This is a genomic window from Micromonospora sp. WMMA2032 (assembly GCF_002688545.1).
In the GTDB taxonomy this organism is placed as follows: Bacteria; Actinomycetota; Actinomycetes; order Mycobacteriales; family Micromonosporaceae; genus Micromonospora; species Micromonospora sediminicola.
Map to the genome: position 1 here is coordinate 4,958,370 of NZ_CP024052.1, position 22,029 is coordinate 4,980,398.

The 22,029-nt window shown below is 73.2% G+C and carries 23 protein-coding genes and 4 tRNA genes; 20 read left to right on the top strand and 7 right to left on the bottom strand.

The window, feature by feature from the left end; translation table 11 throughout:
- Positions 1-42 precede the first annotated feature (42 nt).
- Entirely contained in the window at positions 43-1,095 is a 1,053-nt protein-coding gene (locus CO540_RS22995; RefSeq protein WP_099163616.1) for a glutathione S-transferase family protein, read from the bottom strand.
- Positions 1,096-1,183: 88 nt separating this feature from the next.
- On the opposite strand from CO540_RS22995, the gene CO540_RS23000 reads away from it, so the two are divergent.
- Positions 1,184-1,606, top strand: a complete 423-nt coding sequence (locus CO540_RS23000) for an ester cyclase (RefSeq protein ID WP_099163617.1) — start codon at positions 1,184-1,186, stop codon at positions 1,604-1,606.
- Here CO540_RS23000 and CO540_RS23005 read toward each other — a convergent pair.
- On the bottom strand, positions 1,587-2,162 hold the full coding sequence (locus CO540_RS23005; RefSeq protein ID WP_099163618.1) for a Uma2 family endonuclease: 576 nt from the start codon (positions 2,160-2,162) through the stop codon (positions 1,587-1,589). The two genes, CO540_RS23000 and CO540_RS23005, sit on opposite strands and share 20 nt — an antisense overlap.
- A gap of 104 nt (positions 2,163-2,266) precedes the next feature.
- On the opposite strand from CO540_RS23005, the gene CO540_RS23010 reads away from it, so the two are divergent.
- The 8 genes from CO540_RS23010 to CO540_RS23045 all read left to right on the top strand — a co-directional run bounded on the left by CO540_RS23010 (position 2,267) and on the right by CO540_RS23045 (position 11,152).
- Positions 2,267-2,857, top strand: coding sequence for an NADH-quinone oxidoreductase subunit I (locus CO540_RS23010; protein WP_172967915.1), 591 nt, complete (start codon positions 2,267-2,269; stop codon positions 2,855-2,857).
- The gene (locus CO540_RS23015) at positions 2,854-3,462 is read left to right on the top strand and encodes an NADH-quinone oxidoreductase subunit J (RefSeq protein WP_099163619.1); all 609 of its coding nucleotides are present in this window, start codon (positions 2,854-2,856) and stop codon (positions 3,460-3,462) included. Before CO540_RS23010 ends, CO540_RS23015 begins: the two co-directional genes overlap by 4 nt.
- Positions 3,459-3,833, top strand: a complete 375-nt coding sequence (gene nuoK / locus CO540_RS23020) for an NADH-quinone oxidoreductase subunit NuoK (protein WP_099164902.1) — start codon at positions 3,459-3,461, stop codon at positions 3,831-3,833. Before CO540_RS23015 ends, nuoK begins: the two co-directional genes overlap by 4 nt.
- Positions 3,830-5,758, top strand: coding sequence for an NADH-quinone oxidoreductase subunit L (locus CO540_RS23025; protein ID WP_099163620.1), 1,929 nt, complete (start codon positions 3,830-3,832; stop codon positions 5,756-5,758). Before nuoK ends, CO540_RS23025 begins: the two co-directional genes overlap by 4 nt.
- Positions 5,755-7,260 (top strand): NuoM family protein, encoded by a 1,506-nt coding sequence (locus CO540_RS23030; protein ID WP_099163621.1) that lies wholly within the window; start codon positions 5,755-5,757, stop codon positions 7,258-7,260. The genes CO540_RS23025 and CO540_RS23030 overlap by 4 nt, the downstream gene beginning before the upstream one ends.
- The gene (locus CO540_RS23035) at positions 7,257-8,726 is read left to right on the top strand and encodes an NADH-quinone oxidoreductase subunit N (protein ID WP_099163622.1); all 1,470 of its coding nucleotides are present in this window, start codon (positions 7,257-7,259) and stop codon (positions 8,724-8,726) included. The genes CO540_RS23030 and CO540_RS23035 overlap by 4 nt, the downstream gene beginning before the upstream one ends.
- Before the next feature lie 150 nt (positions 8,727-8,876).
- The gene (htpX, locus tag CO540_RS23040) at positions 8,877-9,755 is read left to right on the top strand and encodes a zinc metalloprotease HtpX (RefSeq protein ID WP_098747885.1); all 879 of its coding nucleotides are present in this window, start codon (positions 8,877-8,879) and stop codon (positions 9,753-9,755) included.
- Between the two features lie 137 nt (positions 9,756-9,892).
- A complete protein-coding gene (locus CO540_RS23045; protein WP_099163623.1) occupies positions 9,893-11,152 on the top strand; it encodes an MFS transporter in 1,260 nt (419 codons plus the stop codon).
- Positions 11,153-11,156: 4 nt separating this feature from the next.
- Here CO540_RS23045 and CO540_RS23050 read toward each other — a convergent pair whose 3' ends face one another.
- The 4 genes from CO540_RS23050 to CO540_RS23065 form a co-directional block, all read right to left on the bottom strand.
- A complete protein-coding gene (locus CO540_RS23050) occupies positions 11,157-11,678 on the bottom strand; it encodes a hypothetical protein (RefSeq protein ID WP_099163624.1) in 522 nt (173 codons plus the stop codon).
- Complete coding sequence (locus tag CO540_RS23055; RefSeq protein ID WP_099163625.1) at positions 11,659-12,165, bottom strand: SigE family RNA polymerase sigma factor; 507 nt, start codon at positions 12,163-12,165, stop codon at positions 11,659-11,661. The genes CO540_RS23050 and CO540_RS23055 overlap by 20 nt, the downstream gene beginning before the upstream one ends.
- Before the next feature lie 66 nt (positions 12,166-12,231).
- A complete protein-coding gene (locus CO540_RS23060) occupies positions 12,232-13,572 on the bottom strand; it encodes an MFS transporter (protein ID WP_099163626.1) in 1,341 nt (446 codons plus the stop codon).
- Between the two features lie 92 nt (positions 13,573-13,664).
- Positions 13,665-14,159, bottom strand: coding sequence for a YajQ family cyclic di-GMP-binding protein (locus tag CO540_RS23065; protein WP_091569971.1), 495 nt, complete (start codon positions 14,157-14,159; stop codon positions 13,665-13,667).
- Positions 14,160-14,306: 147 nt separating this feature from the next.
- On the opposite strand from CO540_RS23065, the gene CO540_RS23070 reads away from it, so the two are divergent.
- A tRNA-Tyr gene (locus CO540_RS23070) sits at positions 14,307-14,390 on the top strand.
- A 68-nt stretch (positions 14,391-14,458) separates the two neighbouring features.
- Here the strand turns inward: CO540_RS23070 and CO540_RS23075 are convergent.
- Positions 14,459-14,962 (bottom strand): hypothetical protein, encoded by a 504-nt coding sequence (locus tag CO540_RS23075; RefSeq protein ID WP_157779172.1) that lies wholly within the window; start codon positions 14,960-14,962, stop codon positions 14,459-14,461.
- A 770-nt stretch (positions 14,963-15,732) separates the two neighbouring features.
- On the opposite strand from CO540_RS23075, the gene CO540_RS23080 reads away from it, so the two are divergent.
- The 10 genes from CO540_RS23080 (at position 15,733) to rplK (ending at position 21,971) form a co-directional block, all read left to right on the top strand.
- Positions 15,733-18,261 (top strand): bifunctional diguanylate cyclase/phosphodiesterase, encoded by a 2,529-nt coding sequence (locus CO540_RS23080; RefSeq protein WP_099163628.1) that lies wholly within the window; start codon positions 15,733-15,735, stop codon positions 18,259-18,261.
- Positions 18,262-18,357: 96 nt separating this feature from the next.
- Positions 18,358-18,430 (top strand) — tRNA-Thr (locus CO540_RS23085).
- Positions 18,431-18,455: 25 nt separating this feature from the next.
- Positions 18,456-18,528 (top strand) — tRNA-Met (locus CO540_RS23090).
- Between the two features lie 132 nt (positions 18,529-18,660).
- Positions 18,661-18,828, top strand: a complete 168-nt coding sequence (gene rpmG, locus CO540_RS23095) for a 50S ribosomal protein L33 (protein ID WP_013288652.1) — start codon at positions 18,661-18,663, stop codon at positions 18,826-18,828.
- A gap of 119 nt (positions 18,829-18,947) precedes the next feature.
- Positions 18,948-19,394: a MaoC family dehydratase N-terminal domain-containing protein gene (locus CO540_RS23100; protein WP_091569995.1), complete on the top strand. Its 447-nt coding sequence runs from the start codon at positions 18,948-18,950 to the stop codon at positions 19,392-19,394.
- A gap of 2 nt (positions 19,395-19,396) precedes the next feature.
- Positions 19,397-19,789, top strand: coding sequence for a MaoC family dehydratase (locus tag CO540_RS23105; RefSeq protein WP_099163629.1), 393 nt, complete (start codon positions 19,397-19,399; stop codon positions 19,787-19,789).
- A gap of 127 nt (positions 19,790-19,916) precedes the next feature.
- Positions 19,917-19,989: transfer RNA gene (locus CO540_RS23110), tRNA-Trp, on the top strand.
- Positions 19,990-20,204: 215 nt separating this feature from the next.
- Positions 20,205-20,594 (top strand): preprotein translocase subunit SecE, encoded by a 390-nt coding sequence (secE, locus tag CO540_RS23115; RefSeq protein WP_091570011.1) that lies wholly within the window; start codon positions 20,205-20,207, stop codon positions 20,592-20,594.
- A 35-nt stretch (positions 20,595-20,629) separates the two neighbouring features.
- Complete coding sequence (nusG, locus tag CO540_RS23120; protein WP_091570014.1) at positions 20,630-21,352, top strand: transcription termination/antitermination protein NusG; 723 nt, start codon at positions 20,630-20,632, stop codon at positions 21,350-21,352.
- Positions 21,353-21,539: 187 nt separating this feature from the next.
- On the top strand, positions 21,540-21,971 hold the full coding sequence (rplK, locus tag CO540_RS23125; RefSeq protein ID WP_013288647.1) for a 50S ribosomal protein L11: 432 nt from the start codon (positions 21,540-21,542) through the stop codon (positions 21,969-21,971).
- Positions 21,972-22,029: the final 58 nt, after the last annotated feature.

The window sequence follows — 22,029 nt, forward strand, 5'->3', positions numbered from 1 at the left end:
CGAACCGGGGGCCCGAAGTGCAAGATCGACGAGGGAGAGGGCTCAGCGCAGCGGGGTGTGTGCGGGGTCCACACGCTCGTCGGGGGTGGGGGGCGGGGGTGGAGTGCCGTCGCCGAAGGGGCGGCCGCCCAGGTCCTCCCGGCCGTGCGGGGTGAGCCAGTTGCTCAGGTCGGGGCCGAGCGGCACGATGCCGGTCGGGTTGATGTCGCGGTGGACCTCGTAGTAGTGCCGCTTGATGTGGTCGAAGTCGATCGTGTCGCCGAAGCCCGGGGTCTGGAACAGGTCCCGCGCGTACGCCCACAGCGCCGGCATCTCGCTCAGCTTCTGCCGGTTGCACTTGAAGTGGCCGTGGTAGACCGGGTCGAAGCGGACCAGCGTGGTGAACAGCCGCACGTCCGCCTCGGTGATCGTGTCGCCGACCAGGTAGCGCTGCCCGGCCAGCCGCTCGCTCAACCAGTCCAGCCGGTCGAAGAGCCGGTGGTACGCCCGCTCGTACGCCTCCTGGCTGCCCGCGAAGCCGCACCGGTAGACGCCGTTGTTGACGTCGGCGAAGACCTTCGCGTTGACCTCGTCGATCTCGGCGCGCAGCGGCTCCGGGTAGAGCTGCGGCGCGCCCGGCCGGTGGTGGGCCGTCCACTCGGTCGACAGGTCCAGGCTCATCTGCGCGTAGTCGTTCGTCACCACCTGCCCGGTCGGCACGTCCACCAGCGCCGGCACGGTGATGCCCCGCTCGTAGCCGGGGAAGCGGGCGAAGTAGGCGTCGGCGAGCCGCTCGATGCCGAGCACCGGGTCCCGGCCGCCCGGGTCCAGGTCGAACGTCCAGCTCCGCTTGTCGTGGGTGGGCCCGGCCACGGCCATCGAGATGGCGTCCTCCAGGCCGAGCAGGCGCCGGACGATGATCAGCCGGTTCGCCCACGGGCACGCCCGGCTGACCGCCAGCCGGTAGCGGCCCGGCTCCACCGGCCAGCCGTCCCGCGCGTCGGCGGTGATCCGGGTGGCGATGTAGCGCTGGTCCCGGGTGAACTCGCCGCCCGGTTCCACGTACTTGCCGCCGGTCCGGTCGAGAACCTCGTCGTTGCTGCCGGCCACGCCCACCTCCCGAGTCGACTTCCGCTCCCATCATGGTCGCTCCGGCCGGTCCCGGCAGGCCGAGCGGGGCAGCGGGGGGCATAGGCTGCCGGCCGTGACCGATGTGGAGGCGGCGGCCCGACGCTTCATCGCCGACGTGTGGAACGGCGGCCGCGAGGAGAGCGCGTACGAGCTGGTGGCCCCGGACTGTCCCGGGCTGGGTGGCACCGGGCCGGAGGCGACGCTCGCCTGGCACCGGGACCGGCGGGCGTCCTTCCCCGACCTGCGCTACAAGATCGTCGAGGTGGTGGCCGGCGCCGGTCGGGTCGCGGTGCACTGGCGGGCCGCCGGCACGCAGGCCGGGCAGTTCGGCCCGGTGCCGCCGACCGGCCGGGTGGTCAGCTATTCCGGCGCGACGTTCCTGCGCTTCGACGACGCCGGCCGGATCGTGGACGTGTGGAGCGTGAACGAGCTGTTCCAGGTGCTCCAGCAGCTGGGCGTGGAGATGCTGCCCCCGCTCACACCCGGCGGGGCGTGATCCGGCTGATCGGCAGGTTCACCGGGAACGGCTCACCGGTGTCGACGAACTTCGTCCACCGGCCGGTCTCCGTGTAGACCTCGTGCACCGGGTCGATCTTGTAGGTGTGGACGACGATGCCCTCGTCCTCGATCTCGATCCGCCAGTGGAACGGGATCCCGGCCTGCGCGTAGAGCGCCGGCTTGAGCACCCGGTCGATGGACCGGGTGCTGGGCGAGACGATCTCCACGGCGAGCACCACCTCGTGCGGCTCGTACCGGGACGGTTCGCGCGCGGCAGCGGTGGCGGTGGTGACCAGGACGTCCGGAATGAAGGAGCGGGTGCGGTTGATGCGCACCTCCACCCCCTGGGTCACGTCGTACCCGTCGGGGCAGTCCTCGTCGAGAGCCACCATGAGCAGGGCGGCGATGCTCTGGTGGATCCGGGTGGGGGAGGGGGACATGAGCAGCACTCCATCGAGCAGTTCGCGGCGGCGACCGTCCTCCGGCAGCGCGTCCAGATCGTCGGTCGTCCACCCGCGCTCCGGCGGGTGGTCGCTCTCCAGCGCGGCGGTCATCGACAGGTCCTTCCCGGTGTGCCGTTCTCCCCGCGCTCAGGATACCGCCGCCAAGAGTCGGGGGGTGGTCGCGCGCGCCCGGGCCACAGGGCAGGATGGGCGGCATGAGCGAGCACGGTGGAGTGCCCGGCGCCGGGCTGGTGAAGGGGCTGGCGGTCACGTTGAAGACGATGACCCGCCGCTCGACCACTCAGCAGTACCCGGACGTGGCCCCCGAGTTGCCGCCCCGCTCCCGCGGCGTGATCGCGCTGCTGGAGGAGAACTGCACGGTCTGCATGCTCTGCGCCCGCGAGTGCCCGGACTGGTGCATCTACATCGACTCGCACAAGGAGGAGGTGGCGGTGCCCGGCGCCGCCCGCCCCCGCCAGCGCAACGTGCTCGACAAGTTCGACATCGACTTCTCGCTCTGCATGTACTGCGGCATCTGCATCGAGGTCTGCCCGTTCGACGCGCTCTACTGGTCGCCCGAGTTCGAGTACGCCGAGTACGACATCAAGGACCTGCTGCACGACAAGGACCACCTGGGCGAGTGGATGGCCACCGTGCCCCCGCCGCCGGCCCACGACCCGCTCGGCGACCCCTCGAAGGAGGAGACCACCGCCGCCCGCAAGGCCACCGGCCCGCCCGCCCGTCCGACCCCGACCCGGGTACGCCCCGACGCCGCCGACTCCCCGGGCGGAGGCGCGGCCTCGTGACCGGCGCGGACGTGCTGCTGCTCGCCCTCGGCGCGGTCGCGGTGGGCGCGGGCGCGTTGGTGGTGGCCACCCGGCACCTGGTCCGGGCCGGGTTGTGGCTGGTGGTCTGCCTGGGCGCGCTGGCCGGCGACTACCTGGTGCTCACCGCCGAGCTGGTGGCCTGGGTGCAGGTGCTGATCTACGTGGGCGCGGTGGTGGTGCTGCTGCTGTTCGCGGTGATGCTGACCCGCGCCCCGATCGGTCCCTCCGACGACCTGGACCGGCCCGGCTGGCCGGCCGCGCTCGTCGGCGCCGGCAGCGGTCTCGGCCTGGCCGTGCTGCTGGTCGACGCGTTCCGCTGGTCCCGGGTGGAGCTGCCCGCCGCAGGCACCGCCGAGCGCCTCGGCGAGCAGGTTTTCCGCTCCTGGGTGCTGCCGTTCGAGGTGCTCTCGGTGCTGCTGCTCGCCGCGCTGGTCGGCGCGATCGTGCTCTCCCGCCCGGACATCGGCCGCCCGTCTTCGTCCGGCCCGACCGTGGCGCCGGCCGCCGGCAGCGGCCCGGCCGACGAGGGCCCGGCCCGGCCCGAACCGGCCGCCGTGGCCGCCGACGAGGGCGGGCGCCGGTGAGGCCGGTCATTCCGTACGTCACCGCCGCGCTCCTGTTCGGCCTCGGCGTCTACGGCGTGCTGCGCCGGCGCAACGCGGTCCTGGTGCTGATGGCGGTGGAGCTGATGCTCAACGCGGTCAACCTGGTCCTGGTCACCGCCGACACCACGGTCCGGGCGGCGCTGCCGCACTCCGGGCAGGTGTTCGCGCTGTTCGTCATCGTGCTCGCCGCCGCCGAGATCGGTGTCGGGCTGGCCATCGTGCTCCAGCTCTACCGGCTGCGGGCCAGCGTGACAGTTGACGACGTCCCGCTCGGCGAGCGGGCGCCGGCCGTACCGGACGAGGTGCGCCAGGGGCGACCCACGGGTGTGCCGGACGAGGTGCGTCCATGAGCACGTCGACGGTGTGGCTCGCGGCCGCGCTGCCGGGCGCGCCGCTGGCCGCCGGCCTGGTCGGGCTGCTGCTGCCGCCCGCGTCGAGCGGGGACCGGGCGCCGGCCCGGCGGTCCGCCGTCGCGCTGGGCGTGGCCGGCGCGGCGGTGGCCCTGCTGGCCGCGTTGGTGCTGCTGGTCCGGGTGGACGGGCCGGTCGAGGCGGCCACCACCTGGGTCGACCTGGGCGGTCTGCGGGTCACGCTGGGCCTGCGACTGGACGGCGTGGCGGTGCTGGTCGCCACCGCGGTCGCCGCGGTGGCGCTGGCGGTGCAGGTCTACTCGACCGGCTACCTGCGGCGCGGCCCGCACGACGACGTCGACGTCGACCACCGCTACCCGCCGTACGCGGCGCAGCTCAGCCTCTTCACCGCCGCCATGCTCACCGTGGTGGTGTCCGGTGACCTGATCATGCTGCTGGTCGGCTGGGAGGTGATGGGCATCTGCTCGTACCTGCTCATCGCCCACGACCGGCGGCTGCCCGAGGCGCCCGGCGCGGCGGTCAAGGCGTTCCTGGTCACCCGGGTGGGTGACGTCGGCTTCCTGCTCGGCATCGCGCTGCTCGGCGTGGGCGCGGGCAGCTTCCGGATCGCCGACGTGCTGGCCCACGACTACGGCGCCGGCACGCTGACCGCCGCCTGCCTGCTGCTGCTCGCCGGCGTGGCCGGCAAGAGCGCCCAGTTCCCGCTGCACACCTGGCTGCCCGACGCGATGGCCGGCCCGACGCCGGTCTCCGCGCTGATCCACGCCGCCACCATGGTCGCCGCCGGGGTGTACGCGGTGGCCCGGCTGTTCCCGCTGTTCGAGCAGGCCCCGGCCGCGCTCGCCGTGCTGGGCGTGATGGCGTCGGTGACCATCCTGCTCGGCGCGTTCGCCGCCACCGCCCAGGACGACATCAAGCGGGTGCTCGCCTGGTCGACGGTCTCCCAGATCGGCTACATGACCGGCGCGCTGGCGGTCGGCGCGCCGGCGGTCGCGCTCTTCCACCTGCTCACCCACGCCGCGTTCAAGGCGCTGCTGTTCCTCGCCGCCGGCGCGGTGATCCACGCCGTGGGCACCACGCTGATGTCCCGGATGGGTGGCCTGCGGGCCGGCATGCCGGTCACGTTCTGGTGCATGGTGGTCGGCCTCGGCGCGTTGGCCGGGGTCCCGCCGCTGTCCGGCTTCTGGAGCAAGGACGGCGTGCTCGCCGCCGCCGAGGCCGCCGCGCTGGACGGGGCCGGTCCGACCGCGCCCTGGGTGGGCTGGCTGGTCTGGCTGGCCGGGCTGCTCGGTGTCGCGGTCACCGCCTGGTACGCGACCCGCCTGCTGCTGCGCACCTTCTTCGGCGCCACCCGGATGCCGCTGGTCCGGCCGCACGACCCGCCGGCGTCGCTGCGCCTGCCGGTGCTGCTGCTCGCGGTCCCGGCCGCGCTGCTCGGCCTGGCCGCCTTCCTGCCCTGGTTCGCCGACCGCCTGCGGGTGCCGGCCGACGCGGCCACCGGCGAGGCGGTCGAGCTGGTCCACCTCGCGCCGAACCTGATCCTGCCGTTCGTGCTGCTGCTGGTCGGCGCGGGCGTCGGCTGGGCCGGCTGGCGCCGCGACCCGGCCGCCGACCCGGCCCGCTACCTGGGCCCGCTGCGGCCGGTGTTCGCCCGGGCGTTCCGGCTCGACGACGTCCAGCACGCCCTCGTCGTACGCCCGACCGGCGCGCTGGCGCGGGCAGTGCGGACCGGCGACGAGCTGGGCGTGGACGGTCTGGTCGAGGGGAGCGGCCGAGCGGCGGTGGAGCTGGGCGGCGGGCTGGCCGCGCTGCACCGGGCGGCGTTGCCGCGCGCGGCGGCCGGCGTGCTGGCCGGCGCGCTGCTGATCGGCCTGGCGGTCGCCCTGATCGGAGTCACCTCATGACGTTCGGGCAGGTCCTGCTGGTCGCGGTGCTCGCGGTCCCGGCGCTGGGCGCGATCGCGACTGCGGCCGTGCCCGGGGACCGGGCCGGCCGGCTGGTCGGCACCGTCGCCGCCGCGCTGACGCTGCTGGCGACGCTGCCGCTGGTCGGCGGCGAGCACGGCTGGTTCGGGTACGGGCCGCGCCCGGCCGTGCAGCCCTGGCACCGGCTCGACCTGCAGTGGGTGCCCGGGCTCGACCTGCGTTTCCACCTCGGGGTGGACGGCATCTCCTGGCCGCTGGTGGTGCTGACCGCGCTGCTCACGCTGCTGTGCTGCGCGTACACGCTGTGGCGGGTGCCGGCCGGCGGCGGCAGCGGGCGGGCCCTGGTGGCGCTGCTGCTGGCGGTCGAGGTGGGCATCCTCGGCACGTTCCTCGCGCTCGACCTGGTGCTCTTCTTCCTCTTCTTCGAGGTCGTCCTCCTGCCCATGTACGCGATCATCGCCGGCTGGGGCGGGAACGACCGGCGGCGCGCGGCGCGCAAGTTCGCGCTCTACACGCTGTTCGGCTCGGTGCTGCTGCTGGTCGGCGTCTACGTGGTGGTGGCCGAGGCGGGCACCGCCGACCTGGTGGCGTTGACCGGCGGCGTCGGCCTGTCCCGGGGCACCCAGTTCGCCGCGTTCACGCTGCTGGCGCTGGCGTTCGCGGTGAAGAGCCCGCTCTGGCCGCTGCACTCGTGGCTGCCCGACGCGCACACCCAGGCGCCCACCGTCGGCAGCGTGATCCTCGCCGGGGTGCTGCTCAAGATGGGCACGTACGGGCTGATCCGGGTCGCCGTCGGGGTGGCGCCGGAGGGCGCCCGCTGGGCGTCGCCGGCGCTCGGCGTGCTCGCCGTGGCGGCCATTCTGGTCGGCGGCCTGGTCTGCCTGGCCCAGGACGACCTGAAGCGGCTGATCGCCTACTCCAGCGTGGGCCACATGGGCTTCGTGCTGCTCGGCGTGGCCACGCTCACCGCCACCGGGCTCCAGGCCGCGTTGATCGGCAACATCGCCCACGGGGTCATCACCGGCCTGCTGTTCTTCCTGGCCGGCGCGGTCAAGGACCGGACGCACACCGGCGCGCTGGCCGAGCTGTCCGGGCTGCGGGAGACCGCGCCCCGGCTGGCCGGGCTGCTTGGCTTCGCGGCGGTCGCCTCGCTGGGGCTGCCCGGGCTGGCCGGCTTCTGGGGCGAGGCGTTCGCGGTGGTGGCGGCCGTGCGGCGGGGCGGCCCGCTGTGGCTGACGCTGGCCGTGCTGGCGGCGCTGGGCGGGGCGCTGACCGCCGCGTACTTCCTCCGGCTGCTGCGCCGGGTCACCCACGGCCGGCCCGGCCCGGCGGTGGCCGGCCTCACGCCCGGCCTGGCCGGCGCGGAACTGACGGCCTGGGCGCCGCTGGTGCTGCTCGCCCTCGCGGTCGGCCTGGCGCCCGCGCTGGTCCTCTCCTACGCCTCCGGTCCGGTGGAGGCCCTGCTGGGGGTCGTTCCATGAGCCTGGTGCAGAGCGTCGACAACGTGGCGCTGCTGCCGGCGTACCTGGCCGCCGGCACGGCCGTGCCGGTGCTCCTGGTCGACCTGCTGGTGGCGCGTCCCGCCGTCACCGTCGCCGTGGCGTCGCTCGGCGCGGCCGGCACGGCGCTGGGTGCCGGGCTCGTCGGCGCTGCCGGCGACCGGCGCACGTTCTGTGTCGCGGCGGACTGCTCCTGGGTGTGGAACGGCCGGGCCGCCCTGGTGGCGGTGGTGGTCGCCCTGCTCACCCTCGGTGTGCTGGCCATCTCCGGTCCGCTGCTGCGCGCCGGGCGCACCCCGACCGGCGAATACTGCTTCCTGCTCGCCTGCGCGATGACCGGCGGCGTGGTGCTCGGCGCGGCCGGCGACCTGATCACCCTCGTCGTGGCGCTGGAGACGCTGACCCTGCCGCTCTACGTGCTGGTGGGGCTGCGGCGGGGCAGCCTGGCCGGCGCCGAGGCGGCGGTGACGTTCTTCGTGGTCAGCGTGGTCGCCACCACGGTGACGCTGCTCGGCGCGGCGCTGCTCTACGCGGTGACCGGCACGCTGCACCTGGACCGGCTCGGCGCCACGCTGGCCGCCCGGGACGACCTGACCGACCTGCCGCTGACCACGGTCGCGGTGGCGTTGGTGGTGGCCGGGCTGGCGTTCAAGGTCGCCGCGGTGCCGTTCCACGCCTGGGCGCCGGCCACCTACGACGGCGCGCCGCTGCCGGTGGCCGCCTACCTGTCGACCGCCTCGAAGCTGGGCGGCGTGGTGGCGCTGCTGGCGGTGGTGCAGCGGGCGCTGCCGGGCGAGGTGACCGGTCCGGTGCTGGCGGTGCTGGCGGTGCTGACCATGACCGTGGGCAACCTGGTGGCGCTGCGCCAGCGGCGTACCGTGCGGTTGCTGGCCTGGTCGTCGGTGGCGCAGGCGGGCTACATCCTGGCCCCGCTGGGCGCGCTGGCGCTGGCCGCCGGCCGCACCCCCGACGCCCGGGCCGGGGCCTACGCGGCGGCGGTCGCGTACACCGTCTTCTTCGTGCTGCTGGAGCTGGCCGCGTTCGCCGCGGTGGTGGCGTTGCGGCCGGCGGACGGCGACGGCGGCACGCTGGCCGACCTGCGTGGCGCGGCCCGCCGGCACCCGTGGGTGGGCGGCGCGTTCGCGCTGGCGCTGATCGGGCTGGCCGGCCTGCCGCCGGGGCTGGCCGGGCTGTTCGCGAAGGTGACGGTGGTGCGGTCGCTGCTGGCCGGGCACGCCGGCTGGCTGGCCCTGGTGGTGGCGCTGAACGCGGTGCTCGGCCTGGCCTACTACCTGCGGGTGGCCGCGTCGCTCTACGCCGCGTCCGACCCGGCCGCCGCCCCGCTCCGCCCGGCGCGCCTGGTGCTGGTGGCGCTCGGCGTGGCCACCGTGGCGGCCGTGGTGATCGGTGTCGCACCGCAGCTCGTGCTGGACGTCGCCGCCCGCTGAGGCGGTTCGTGCCCGGGTGGGCGGTTGGTTCAGCGGGCACACAGCGATCCCCAGCCAACTTTCAGCCATGAGCCGGATGGTTGACGGGTACCGGTGTGTTGAACCGGTCAGCGGGTCCCCCGCGTGGGCCCGCGCACCGAAGGAGCGATCGTGCATCACAACCGTCTGAAGACCGCAGCGCTGCTCGGCCTGTTGACCTCGCTGATCCTCGCGGTCGGCTACTGGTTCGGCGGTAGCGGCGGTCTCGTCATCGCCGTCGTCGTCTCGTTGCTGATGAACGGTGTGACCTACTTCTACTCCGACAAGCTCGCCCTGCGCTCGATGCGGGCGCAACCGGTCAGCGAGGCCCAGTTCCCCGAGCTGTACCGGATGGTGCGGGAGCTCTCCACCCAGGCCGGCAAGCCGATGCCCCGGCTCTACGTGAGCCCGACGGCGCAGCCCAACGCGTTCGCCACCGGGCGCAACCCGGAGCACGCGGCGGTCTGCGTCACCCAGGGGATCGTGGAGATCCTCGACTACCGGGAGCTGCGCGGCGTGATCGGGCACGAGCTGTCCCACGTCTACAACCGGGACATCCTGATCTCCAGCGTGGCCGCCGGCCTGGCCGGCATCATCACCATGCTGGCCAACATCGCCTGGTTCATCCCGCTCGGCTCCTCCGACGACGAGGACGGCCCGAACCCGGCCGTGCTGCTGCTCACCCTGATCCTCGGCCCGATCGCGGCCACGGTGATCCAGCTGGCGATCAGCCGCAGCCGCGAATACCAGGCCGACGCGTCCGGCGCCGAGCTGAGCCGCGACCCGCTCGCCCTGGCCAGCGCCCTCCGAAAGATCCACATGGGTACGCAGAGCCGCCCGCTGGCGCCGCAGGGCCAGCTCACCAGCACCGCCCACCTGATGATCGACAACCCGTTCAAGCGGGGCGGCGGCATCGCCGCGATGTTCGCCACCCACCCGCCGATGGAGCAGCGGGTGGCCCGCCTGGAGCAGATGGCCCGCAACTCCGGGCCGGTGCAGTTCCAGCGCTGACCCGCCGCACTCCGCACCGCGCCCGCGTCCCACGACGCGGGCGCGGTGGTGTGTCCGGGCACAATGCGTTTCCCCCGGTCATGTCGCGCCGTTAGGGTCGAAACGTCTCCCGCTCATTACCACCCGGAGGTTCGACCGTGGCCGCACTGCGCCAGTACCTGGGCGTCTGGCGGATCCCCGGCGCGCCGATGCTGCTGATCCTCGGCATCGTCGGCCGGCTCGGGATCGGCATGACCCCGCTGGCGCTGCTGCTCGTCGTCGAGCAGGTCACCGGCCGCTACTCCCTGGCCGCCGTCGCCGGTGGCATCTACGCGCTCGCCGGCGCCGCGCTCAGTCCGGTCGCCGGCCGGATCGCCGACCGGGTCGGACCCACGCCGGTGCTGCTGGCCACCGCGCTGGCCCACCCGCTCGCCCTGCTCGGGCTGCTCGCCGCCAGCCGCTCCGGGGCCGGCAACCTCGCCGTGATCTACCTGGCCGCCGGCGTCGCCGGCGCCACCTACCCGCCGCTCACCGCCGCGATCCGGGGCGCCTGGAACGACCTCACCGCACCGGCCACCGGCCGGGCGCACCTGCGTAACACCGCGCTCGCCGCCGAGACCTCCCTCTTCGAGGTCGTCTTCGTGCTCGGGCCGCTGCTGGTGGCCGGGTTCGTGCTGCTCGCCGACGCGTCCGCCGCGCTGGTCGGCGCCGCCGTGGTCACCCTGGTCGGCACCGGCACGGTCGCCCTCGGCCGGGTCATGCGCGGCTGGCGCCCGCACCCCCGGGAGCACCACGCGCGCGGCCTCGGCCCGCTGCGGGTCGGCGGCTTTCCCGCGCTGCTCGTCTGTGTGGCCAGCCTCGGCATCGCGTTCGGCGCCTCCGGCGTGATCGTCCCGGCCTTCGCCGCGAACACCGGCACCGCCGACCCGGAGAGCCTGGCCGGCGTGCTGCTCGCCGTCTGGGGCATCGGCAGCGCCGTCGGCGGTTTCTGGTTCGGCGTGCGCAAGCCGGCCGCCAACATGACCCGCCAGTTCGCCTGGCTGCTCGCCATCGTCGCGGCCAGCCTCGCCGTCTTCGCGGTGATCCCCGACCCGGCGGCGCTCGGCGTCGCGCTGGTGCTCGGCGGCGCCGCCATCGCCCCCGCGCTCACCCTGGAGAACACCCTGGTCGGGCGCATCGCCCCGGCCGGCATGCTGAACGAGGCGTACACCTGGGTGGTCACCATGTCGGTGGCGGCCAGCGCCGCCGGCGGGTCGATCGCCGGGCTGATCGTCGACCACGCCGGCGGCGTGCCGTGGGCGTTCGTCTTCGCCGGGGCGGCGGTCGGCGTCGGCGCCCTGGTCGCCGCGCTGCCGGCCGGCCCGATCGCCCGGGCCGAAGCCACCGCCGTACGCGCCGAGCAGTCGCTCGCCGCCTGAGCGCTCACCGATCGCCGGTCACCACCACCCGCTCCACCCCGGGCAGCCCCGCCACCGCGTCCCGGATCGGCGTCGGGTCCTCACCGTCTGCCAGCAGAACCGAGGTGACGACCCGTCCGGTGGGGTCCGGCCGGGACGCGACGGTCAGGCCGCCGCAGCGCAGCCCGACGTCCCCCCGCGCCTGCGAGATCCGGTAGCTCACCTCCCCGAGCTGGGGATCACCCGTGCCCGGCCGGAACACGACGTCCAGCCGCACCGGCCGGTCGGCGTGACAGCGGGCCGACGGCGTCGCGGACGCCGCGCCCGCGCCGCCGCCGACCGGCACCGGCGACGCCGCCGGCCCGAGCAGCGCCGGCAGGGTCGCCGCGCCACCGGCCACCGCCACCGTCGCCACCCCGGCCAGGACCGTCGCCCGTCGCCGGCTGCGCGCCCGACCCCGGGCCCGTACCTCCGCCGACGGGCTCAACCGCAGCCCGGCCACGTCGTGCTCCAACGCCCGCAGGGCGTCACCGATGCGTCCCGACATCGATCTCCTCCTTCTCGTCGGTGAGCAGAACGGCGAGCGCGGCGCGTGCCCGGGACAGGTGCGACTTGACCGTCCCCACCGGCATGCCGGTGCTCCGGGCGATCTCCGCCACGGGCAGGTCGTGCAGGTGGTGCAGGACGACGACCAGTCGCTGCGCGTCCGGCAGCCGGCGCAGCGCCGCCAGCACCGCGACCCGGTCCGGGCCCGGGCCGGGCACCGGGGCGTCCCGGCCCAACCGCGCCCGGGCGGCGAACCAGCGCCGCAGGCCACGCCAGCGGTTGGCGGTCAGCCGCCAGGCCACCATCCGCACCCAGCCCTCCGGATCCTCGTACGCCCCGACGGTCGACCAGCGCTGCCAGGCCCGCGCGTACGCCTCCTGCGTCACGTCCTGGGCCTCGGCCAGGTCACCGCAGAGGGCGTAGACGTGGTGCACGACCCGCCGGGCGGTCGCGGTGTAGAAGGCGTCGAATTCCTCGGACCCGTCCATACCGACCTCCCCGTGTCCGCTCTCACCACACGACACCCCGCGGCGGGTCCGGCGGTTGCACCGGGCTCAGGGCACTCCGGGCCGTACCCGGTCCGCCTCGCCGGTCGACGGTTCCTCCCGGTTCCGGTGGGGGTGGCCGCGGCGGTCCTCCGCCGGCGGCCCGGCCCTCCTCCGGGAGCGCCGCGCCGGCCCGGGGCGGGCGAGGAACCCGGCCGTGACCACACCCAGCGCGAGGATCGCCGTGGCGCAGGCCAGCAGCGTGGGCCGCGCGCCGAGCGCGGCGGTCAGCGGGCCGCCGAGCATGGTCCCCAGCGGGACCGCCAGCACGGTGACCGCCCCGTTGGCCGCCAGCACGCGGGGCAGGTCCCCGGCGTCGGCACGGCTCTGGACCAGCGCGGTGGAGGTCGGCCGGTAGGGCGCCCAGGCCAGGCCGGCCAGGGCGAAGGCCGGCAGCGCCAGGGCGAACGGCGCACCCAGCCCGAGCGGCAGCAACGCGGCGCCGAAAGCCACCACCACGCCGACGAGCGTGGGCCGCAACGGCCACCCGCGCAGGTGGCCGGTGACCAGGCCGCCGAGCAGCGAGCCGACCCCGAACGCGGTGTAGTAGGCGCCGAGCGTCGCGGCGGAGGCGTGCGGGTCCTCGCTGACCAGCACCGGCATGGCGACGTAGAAGGGTCCGAAGAGGAAGAAGAAGCCGACGGTCAGCGACAGCAGGCCGAGCAACGACCGGTCCCGCCCGATGATCCGGAACCCGGAGGTACGCGACGGACCGTCCCCCGCCGCCCGCCCGGCGCGCCGCTCACGCGCCGGAACGGCGAGGCGGTAGCTCACCGCCAGCACGGCGAAGCTGGCGGCGTCGACCGCGAGCACCCACACCGGGCCGACCTGGACGATGAGGAGACCGGCCAGCGGCGGACCGACCACCGTGGCCGCCTGCCCGAAGAGACCGAGCAGCGCGTTGGCGGCCAGGTGGTGCCGCTGCGGCAGCAGCTCGGCCACCAGGGTGAACTGTCCGGCCGCCCCCCACGGGTGCAGCAGCGACGACACCGCGAGCAGGGCCACGTAGAGCCCGACGTCCAACACCCCGGCGAGGTGGGCGACCGGGATCGCCCCCAGCGCGACCGCGCGGACCGTCGCGTCCCAGCCGGCGAGCTGCGCGCCGCCGCGTCCGCCCAGCAGCCGGCCGAACAGCACCGTGCCGGCCGCGCCCGGCAGCGTGTACGCGGCCACCGCGAACGCCGTCCAGGTGCCCCGCTGATCGACCGGCGCGAGGTGCAGCGCCAACCAGGTGACCGCGACCAGGGCCAGCCCGTCGCCGAGAGCGGAGACGGCGAGCCCGGGCAGTAGCCGGCGGAGCACCGGTTGGGCGAACACCGGCCGGTAGGGGAGCAGCATCGTCGGTCGCATGGTGCCCAGCCGACCGCATCAGGGGCGCGTACCCCAAGCAAGTTGCCCGAGGGCAGAAGGCCGGCCGCCGTGCGGGCGGCCGGCGGGCGCGACTACCGGTAGTTGGTGAACTGGAGCGCGACCCCGAAGTCCTCGCCCTTGAGCAGCGTGATGACGGCCTGGAGGTCGTCCTTCTTCTTGCCGGTGACGCGGAGCTGGTCGCCCTGGATCTGCGCCTGGACGCCCTTCGGGCCCTCGTCGCGGATCTTCTTGCTGATCGCCTTGGCCTTGTCCGACTCGATGCCCTGGATCACCTTGGCGTCGATCTTGAAGATCTTGCCCGACGGCCGGGGGTCGCCGGCGTCCAGCGACTTCAGCGAGATGTTCCGCTTGACCAGCTTCTCCTTGAAGACCTCCAGCGCCGCCCGGACGCGCTCCTCGGTCTCCGCCTGGAGGCCGATCGCCTCCTCGCCCGACCAGGAGATCTCGGCGCCGGTGCCGCGGAAGTCGAACCGCGTCGCGAGCTCCTTCTCCGCCTGGCGGAGGGCGTTGTCGACCTCCTGGCGGTCGACCTTGCTCACGATGTCGAACGACGGGTTCGCTGCCATGCTTCTGCTCCTGCTGTCCGGCGGTGTGTCCTGTTCCGTCCCGTGCTGACCAGCCCGGGACCCCCTGACGGTACCCGCTTGCGACGGAGCCGGGGGCAACCGCTATCCTTGCTTCCGCCGCCGCGTTGCGACGCGGTGGGGTGCCCTGGCGGGTTGCCCGAGCGGCCAATGGGAGCGGACTGTAAATCCGTCGCGAAAGCTACAGAGGTTCGAATCCTCTACCCGCCACCAGGTGCAGATACGGCCCCTGACCAGCAGAGATGCTGATCAGGGGCCGTTGTCATTGGCCCTCCGGCCGGTCATGCTTCCTCGAGCAGCCGGCGCGCTTCGGCGACGACCTCGGCGTCCAGCTCCGCGGTCCCGGTGTCGGTCTGCCTGTGCAGCTCGTGGACGGCCTCCACGTACTCGTAGGCGTTCTCGAGGTCGATGAGTTCGCCGGCCAGGGGAGTGCCCGCACAGGTGATGAACCGGTCGACCCAGGACGTGAGGTCGCGAGGTGTGATCGCCCCGGCGAGCAGTCGTCGGGCCATGACGCGGAGGATTTCCTCCTCGGCCTTCCGGCTGTCGTCGCCGTAGTGGGTCAGGGAGAGCTCCGCGAGGGCGCCGGGCAGCCACCGGAGCAGCTCGTCGTCCTCGCTGCCCCGCACCGGGGAGACCCCGGCCAGGATCCGCAGGGTGGGAGTGTCGACCCCGGCCACCAGGCAGTCGCAGGCGGCCCCGACGACGTCGGTCGCGGTCGCGGCGCCGACGCGCCAGAAGGCGACGGTGCCCTGGAGGTGGGCAAGGGCCTCGTCGTCGGTCACCGACACATGATCGGTCGGTGGGCCGGAGTTGTCGCGAGGTTTCGGAGACGCCGGACCGGTGTCGCCCACGCCGGGATCCGCGGGTGTGTGGGGTCCGCCCGGATCCGCCGCGTCCGGCATGTGCGCAGTCACCTCCGGCGCCCCCGCCGGATGGGGACGGGTGTCCGCGAATCGGACAGCGTGGGCCCTTGCCCAGACATCGACGATGGTGGAGTCTGGTCGGGGGTCGCCGTCACCGCCCGGACCGCGGTCCACTGTCGTCAGCGTAGATGATCATGAAGCGTGGTGAGTGAATTCGGTCTTACGCGCAGTTGGTCGGGAAGGCGCTGTGTGGCGTCTTCCGTAGCAGCGCCGGAACCGATCGTGACACCGAGCTGGGTCGGAGGGACGGGCGCGGGAGTCGAACGGATGATTTCCCTGTCTGCCGCGACAGGGGCGGTTCTCCACGCCTTTTGCGCGTGCCCCCCGTGTGGCACCATCGTGGAACCTCCACCTTCGCTGAAACTCTCTCGACAGGAGCAATCATGTTTGGTCGAAGGTTTGGCCGACTGCTTGGCTCACTTTTCGTCCTGGCTGCCTTCTTGGGCGGCGCTGCTGGTCTCGTCGGCGACGGCAGCACCGGGGGCGCGGTCCTCGTGGACATCACCTGGAACTGACCGGGGCTGCCGGTCGGCGTCGTCGGTCGGGCTCGGGCGTGCCTCGACGCTCGCCGACCTACCCGTGACCCGCGACGGCCACGAAGCAGGGCGGCGCCAGCCCGAAGGAGCGGCATGACCGGACGCGACCATCCACGACGCCGGTCGTCCGAGGACGCGTGGATCATCACGGCGCCGATGGCGCTGGTCGCCGTCGCCTGCGCCACGGTGACGGCACTCGTGGCGGACCATCCTGTCGGCAGATGGCCGCAGGCGGTGCTTCTCCTCGTACTCATGGTCGTGGCGGGGTTGCCGCTGCTGACCCTCGTCGTCCGCCGGCAGACGGTCGGCGTCACGTTGGCCGAGCTTCCGCTCGTGCTGGCGCTGTTCTTCCTGCCGCCGCTGACCGTGGTGCTGGTGCACACCCTGGCGTCTCTCATCACGCACCTGCGGCACCGCTTCGCGGCGCCCAAGGTCTGGTTCAACGTCGCCCGGGTGGCCGCCGGCACCTCGCTCGCCGTGCTGGTCCTCCAGGCCTTTCCACCGCTGGAGGGGGTCGGGCCCCGCACCTGGCTGAGCATCTCCGCGGCGGTGGGCACGTTCATGCTGGTCAGCATGACCAGCGTGACGGCGGTGCACGTGCTGCTGCACGGGTGGCAGGCCGGCTGGGGCGTGCTTCGCAGCACCCGCACGGTGATGCTGACGGCCGCGATCAACGTGTCCGTCGGCCTGATCATGCTGATCCTGCTGCGGAGCAGTTGGTGGTCGCTGCTGCTGCTCGCCGCGTTGGGCGCGGGATTCGCCCTGGTCTACCGCTCCTACGCCCAGTTCTTCCGGCAGCACCGCACCCTGACCGACCTCTACGAGTTGACCCGGGCGGTGGTGGAGAGCGGGCAGAGCGGCACCCTGGCGGACGTCCTCATCGGTCGGGTCCGTGCCCTCATGCAGGCCGAGTACGCGACCCTCTGGCTGCCGGCCCAGGGGCGGCATCCGGCGACCCTGCTCACCGCCCGCCCCGACGACCCGGGTCTGCTCGACATGGCCCCCGTCCCGCAGGCGCTGCGGGACAAGGTGCGGGAAACCGGGCGTACGGTGGCGGTCGGGCACGGGGTGACGACCGACGGCGAGTTCCGGGCCCGGCTGACGCAGCAGCGGGTCAAGGACGCCGTGGTGGTGCCGCTGCGCTCCGGGCCGGTGGTGATCGGCACCCTCGAGGTGGCCAACCGGCTCGGCGACGGCAACTACTTCACCTCGGCGGACATCGCGCTCGTGGAGACGGTCGCGGCGCACGCCGCCGTGGCGCTGGAGAACTCCCGCCTGGTCGACCGCCTGCGGCACGACGCCGACCACGACACGTTGACCAAGCTGCCGAACCGGCGCCGGATCAGCGCGGCGGTGGCCGAGGCGGTCAAGATCGCCGCTCCCGGCGAGGTGGTGGCGCTGCTGCTCTTCGACGTCGACCGGCTGCGCCAGGTCAACGAGTCGCTCGGCCACGCGGCCGGTGACAAGGTCCTGGTCGAGGTGGCCCAGCGGCTGCGCGTCTGCGCGCCCTCGTCGGCCCTGGTCGGTCGCGCCGGCGGCGACGAGTTCCTGGTGACGTTGCGGTTGGAGAGCGCCGAGGCGGCGCTGGAGCTGGCCGGTCAGCTGCGGGAGCAGATCCGCGACGAGATGGTGTTCGACGCGCTCACCCTGGACGTGGACACCGCCGTCGGGGTGGCCGTGCACCCCGAGCACGGCAGCGACGCCCAGGCGCTGCTGCAGCGGGTGGACCTGGCGGCGACGGCGGCGAAGGCGGTGCCGGGCAGCGTCCAGCTCTACAGTCCGGGGCTGGAGTCCCGTTCGCTGCGCCGGCTCGACCTCGCCGGCGACCTGCGCCGGGCGCTCGACGACGCCGCGCTGGAGGTCTACTTCCAGCCCAAGGTGACCCTGCGCGACCGTCGGCTGGTAGGGGTCGAGTGCCTGGCCCGCTGGGAGCACCCGGCGCACGGCACGGTCGCGCCGGAAGACTTCGTGTCGGTGGCCGAGCACACCGGCCAGCTCGGCCGGCTCACCGAGTTCGTGCTGCGGGAGAGCCTGTGCCGCAGCCGCGACTGGAGCCACGGCGACCAGCCGCTCTCCGTCTCGGTCAACCTGGCCGCGCGGACGCTCACCGACCAGCACTTCCCCGCGCTGGTGCGCGACCTGCTCGCGGAATATGGCGTCCCTCCGCAGCGGCTCACCCTGGAGATCACCGAGGCCGGGGTGCTGGACGGCACCGAACGTCCCATCCCGACCCTGCGGAGCCTGCGCGACCTCGGGGTCCGGCTCTCGGTGGACGACTTCGGCACCGGCAACTCGTCCCTGGCGCAGCTGCGCCGGCTGCCGGTGCACGAGGTGAAGGTGGACCGGTCGTTCGTGCAGGGGATGGCGACCGATCCGAGCGACCTGGCCATCGTCAACGCCGTGGTGACGCTCTCCCAGCAGTTCGGGCTGACCGTGGTGGCCGAGGGGGTGGAGAGCGAGTTGACCCTGGAGCTGTTGCAGGACATCGGCTGCGAGATCGGCCAGGGCTTCCTGTTCAGCCGGCCCCTGCCGTACGAGCGACTGGAGACCTGGTTCGGCGCCCAGGTCGATCCGGAGACGGTCGCCGCCGGGGAGCTGCCGCGCCTGCGTGTGGTGCCCTGATCAGGTGTGACACCCGACGGGGGGATCCGATTTCACCTCGGCGGCGCGGTCGTGTACTGTTTCCTCTGCGCGACACCCCCCGGGGTGATCGGGTAGGCCCCCTTAGCTCAGTCGGCAGAGCGTCTCCATGGTAAGGAGAAGGTCTACGGTTCGATTCCGTAAGGGGGCTCAGAGGGTCCGGCTGGACCCGCCACGGCGGTGTAGCTCAGATGGCAGAGCAAGCGGCTCATAATCGCTGTGTCGCCGGTTCAAGTCCGGCCACCGCTACTCTCGTCCTCCGGCTGACCCCGGTGGTCGGTGGGATGGGCGCCACAGGCGCCCACTTTGCATGTCTGCGTCGTCAGCGCGTACGCTGACACGCCGTAGTTCGTTATCCGTGAGCGAGGAAGGCACTCCGCCGTGGCGAAGGCGACCGATGTCCGGCCGAAGATCACTTTGGCGTGTGTGGAGTGCAAGGAGCGCAACTACATCACGCGCAAGAACCGCCGTAACGACCCGGACCGCATCGAGCTGAAGAAGTTCTGCCCCCGGGACGGCAAGCACACCGTCCACCGCGAGACCCGCTGATCCGCGGCCGGCGCTGCCGGCCCCGTAGCAGCTTCCGAACGCCGATCCGCCCGGTCGGTGGCCCCCGGGCCGCCCGACCGCACGGATCGGCGTTCGTGTTTTCCGTGTAGGTTCGCGGCATGTCCCTGGACCCGTCCTTCGTCGGCCGGACCTATCCGCCGACCGCCCCCTATCAGGTGGGCCGAGAAAAGATCCGCGAGTTCGCCACCGCCGTCGGCGCGACCGACCCGGCGCACCACGACCCGGAGGCGGCCCGGGCGCTGGGCCACCCCGACCTGGTGGCGCCGCCGACGTTCCCGGTGATCGTGACCATGGCCGCCAGTCGGCAGATCGTCGAGGACCCGGCGTTGGGCGTCGACTACAGCCGGGTGGTCCACGGCGACCAGCGGTTCGCGTACACCCGACCGGTGGTGGCCGGGGACGAGCTGGTGTGCGCGAACACCATCGAGGAGATCACCAACCGGGGCGGCCACGGTTTCCTGACCACCCGCACCGACGTGAGCACCGTCGCCGGCGAGCCGGTGGTCGCGGTCTGGTCCAAGATCGTCGTACGCGGGGAGGCGTGAGGATGGAGCTGCCCGTCCAGACCTACCGGGTGACCCGGGCGGACCTGGTCCGCTACGCGGGCGCCTCGGGGGACTTCAACCCGATCCACTGGAGCGACCGGACCGCCACCGGAGTGGGCCTGCCCGGGGTCATCGCCCACGGCATGTTCACCATGGCCCTGGTCGGTCGCGCGGTCGCCGGCTGGGCCGGCTCGCCGGACGCGGTGGTCGACTTCGGCGTCCGCTTCACCCGCCCGGTGGTCGTGCCGGACACCGACGAGGGCACCGAGATCGAGGTCGCCGCGGTGGTCAAGGAGGTCACCGAGGACGGCCTGACCAGGCTCGACATCACCGCGACGTGCCGGGGAGAGAAGGTGTTGTCGCAGGCCCGGGCGTTGGTCCGGACGACGGGCTGAGGGTTCGCCCGACGCGCGAGGGGTGGACCGGTTGGGAAAGTCGCACGACTACCCGTACACTGGTCCGCCGTGGGGCAAGTGACCCCCGCTCGGCACCTTGTGCCCGGGCGGAGGTGAGTTGCCGCACAGGGGTGTAGCTCAATTGGCAGAGCAGCGGTCTCCAAAACCGCAGGCTGCAGGTTCAAGTCCTGTCACCCCTGCGCCTCAGGCCTGACCGTTCCCGTGGGTCGCGCCGCCTCACCGGCGGCGTCCGGCCCGTGGTGGTGGCACCGGTGGGGTGGTTCCGAGGCACTCGGGGCCCTCCCGGCCGGTCCGCCGGCCGCGGCCCGTCGCGGGACGGTTGGTCCGGCCGGTGTGATCAACACGCCGCGCACGCCGCCCGGCGTGCGACCCCATATCCCGCACGGAGGGCGAAGTGGCCGAGAGCAAGCGGCGCGGCGAGGACGACGGCGACGAGCGTCTGGACGACGCAACCGTCGACGGCGTGGCCGACGACGACGCCACCGACGCGGACGAGCCGGTTTCCCGGGGTGGCACCGCCACCCGTAAGCGGGCCAACGCCGAGCCGACCGAGGGCCGCAAGACCCGCAAGGACACCGAGCGGATCGGGCTGTTCGCCCGCATCGCGCGGTTCTTCCGCGAGGTTGTGGCCGAGCTGCGTAAGGTCATCTGGCCGACCCGCAAGGAGCTGCTGACCTACACGGCCGTGGTGGTCACCTTCGTGGCGGTGATGCTGGCGATCGTGGCCGGCCTGGACTACGGCTTCGCCAAGGCCGTGCTGTGGGTCTTCGGCAACCCCAGCTGACCTGCGGACAGCGATACTGACGGAAGTGAGCGAGCGTGCCTGAGTACGACGAGACCGCCGAGACCCCGGACGAGCAGTCCGCGGTGGCGACGGCGGCCAACAACGAGTCGGTCGAGGCCGCCAGCGAGCCGGAGTTCCCGACCACCGAGCCGGCCCCGGACGAGGACTTCGACCCGGTTGCCGAGCTGCGCCAGAAGCTGCGGTACGCGCCCGGCGACTGGTACGTGGTGCACTCGTACGCCGGCTACGAGAACAAGGTCAAGACCAACCTCGAGACCCGGATCACCTCCCTCGACATGGAGGACTTCATCTACCAGGTCGAGGTGCCGACCCGGGAAGAGGTCGAGGTCAAGAACGGCAAGCGGTCGCAGGTCCAGGCGAAGGTCTTCCCGGGCTACATCCTGGTCCGGATGGAGCTGACCGCCGAGTCCTACTCCTGCGTCCGGAACACCCCGGGGGTCACCGGCTTCGTCGGCGCCACCGACCGGGCCGACCGGCCGGCGCCGCTGAGCCTCGACGAGGTGCTCAAGTGGCTGGCCCCGGCGGTCGAGACCGAGCAGAAGAAGGCCAAGCCCGAGGTCAAGGTCCTCGACTTCGAGGTCGGCGACTCGGTCACCGTCACCGACGGCGCGTTCGCGTCGCTGCCGGCGACGATCAGCGAGATCAACGCCGACCAGCAGAAGCTCAAGGTGCTGGTGTCGATCTTCGGCCGGGAGACGCCGGTCGAGCTGAACTTCAACCAGGTCGCCAAGATCTGACGTACGTCGGCACCGGCGGCCCGCCCTCCCGGGGGTGGCCGCCGGTGCGTCGTCTCACCGGCTCGCCCACCTCGGCGAAAACTCGGTAGAGGTTTGCGCTACCCTTTAACGTCGGCCCTCCGCATCGCGCTGACCGTGCGCGCCCGCGGGCGGCGGAGAATCCCAGTTCCAAGCCCCAGGAAGAGACATGCCTCCGAAGAAGAAGCTCGTCAAGACGTTCACGCTTCAGCTGCCGGCGGGCCAGGCCACCCCGGCGCCGCCGGTCGGCCCCGCGCTCGGCCAGCACGGCGTGAACATCATGGAGTTCTGCAAGTCCTACAACGCGCAGACCGAGTCCCAGCGGGGCGACATCGTCCCCGCCGAGATCAGCGTCTACGAGGACCGCACGTTCACCTTCGTGCTGAAGACCCCGCCCGCCGCCCGGCTGCTGATCAAGGCCGCCGGCGTGCAGAAGGGCTCGGGCGTCCCGCACAAGGAGAAGGTCGGCTCGGTCACCCGCGCCCAGCTGCGCGAGATCGCCGAGAAGAAGATGGCGGACCTCAACGCCAACGACATCGACCAGGCCGAGAAGATCATCGCCGGCACCGCCCGGTCGATGGGTCTGACCGTCGCCGACTGATCTCGCTCCACCGCTCCACCCGATCTTTCTGTTCGTGGGAGGGCCGCATTCGTCGCGC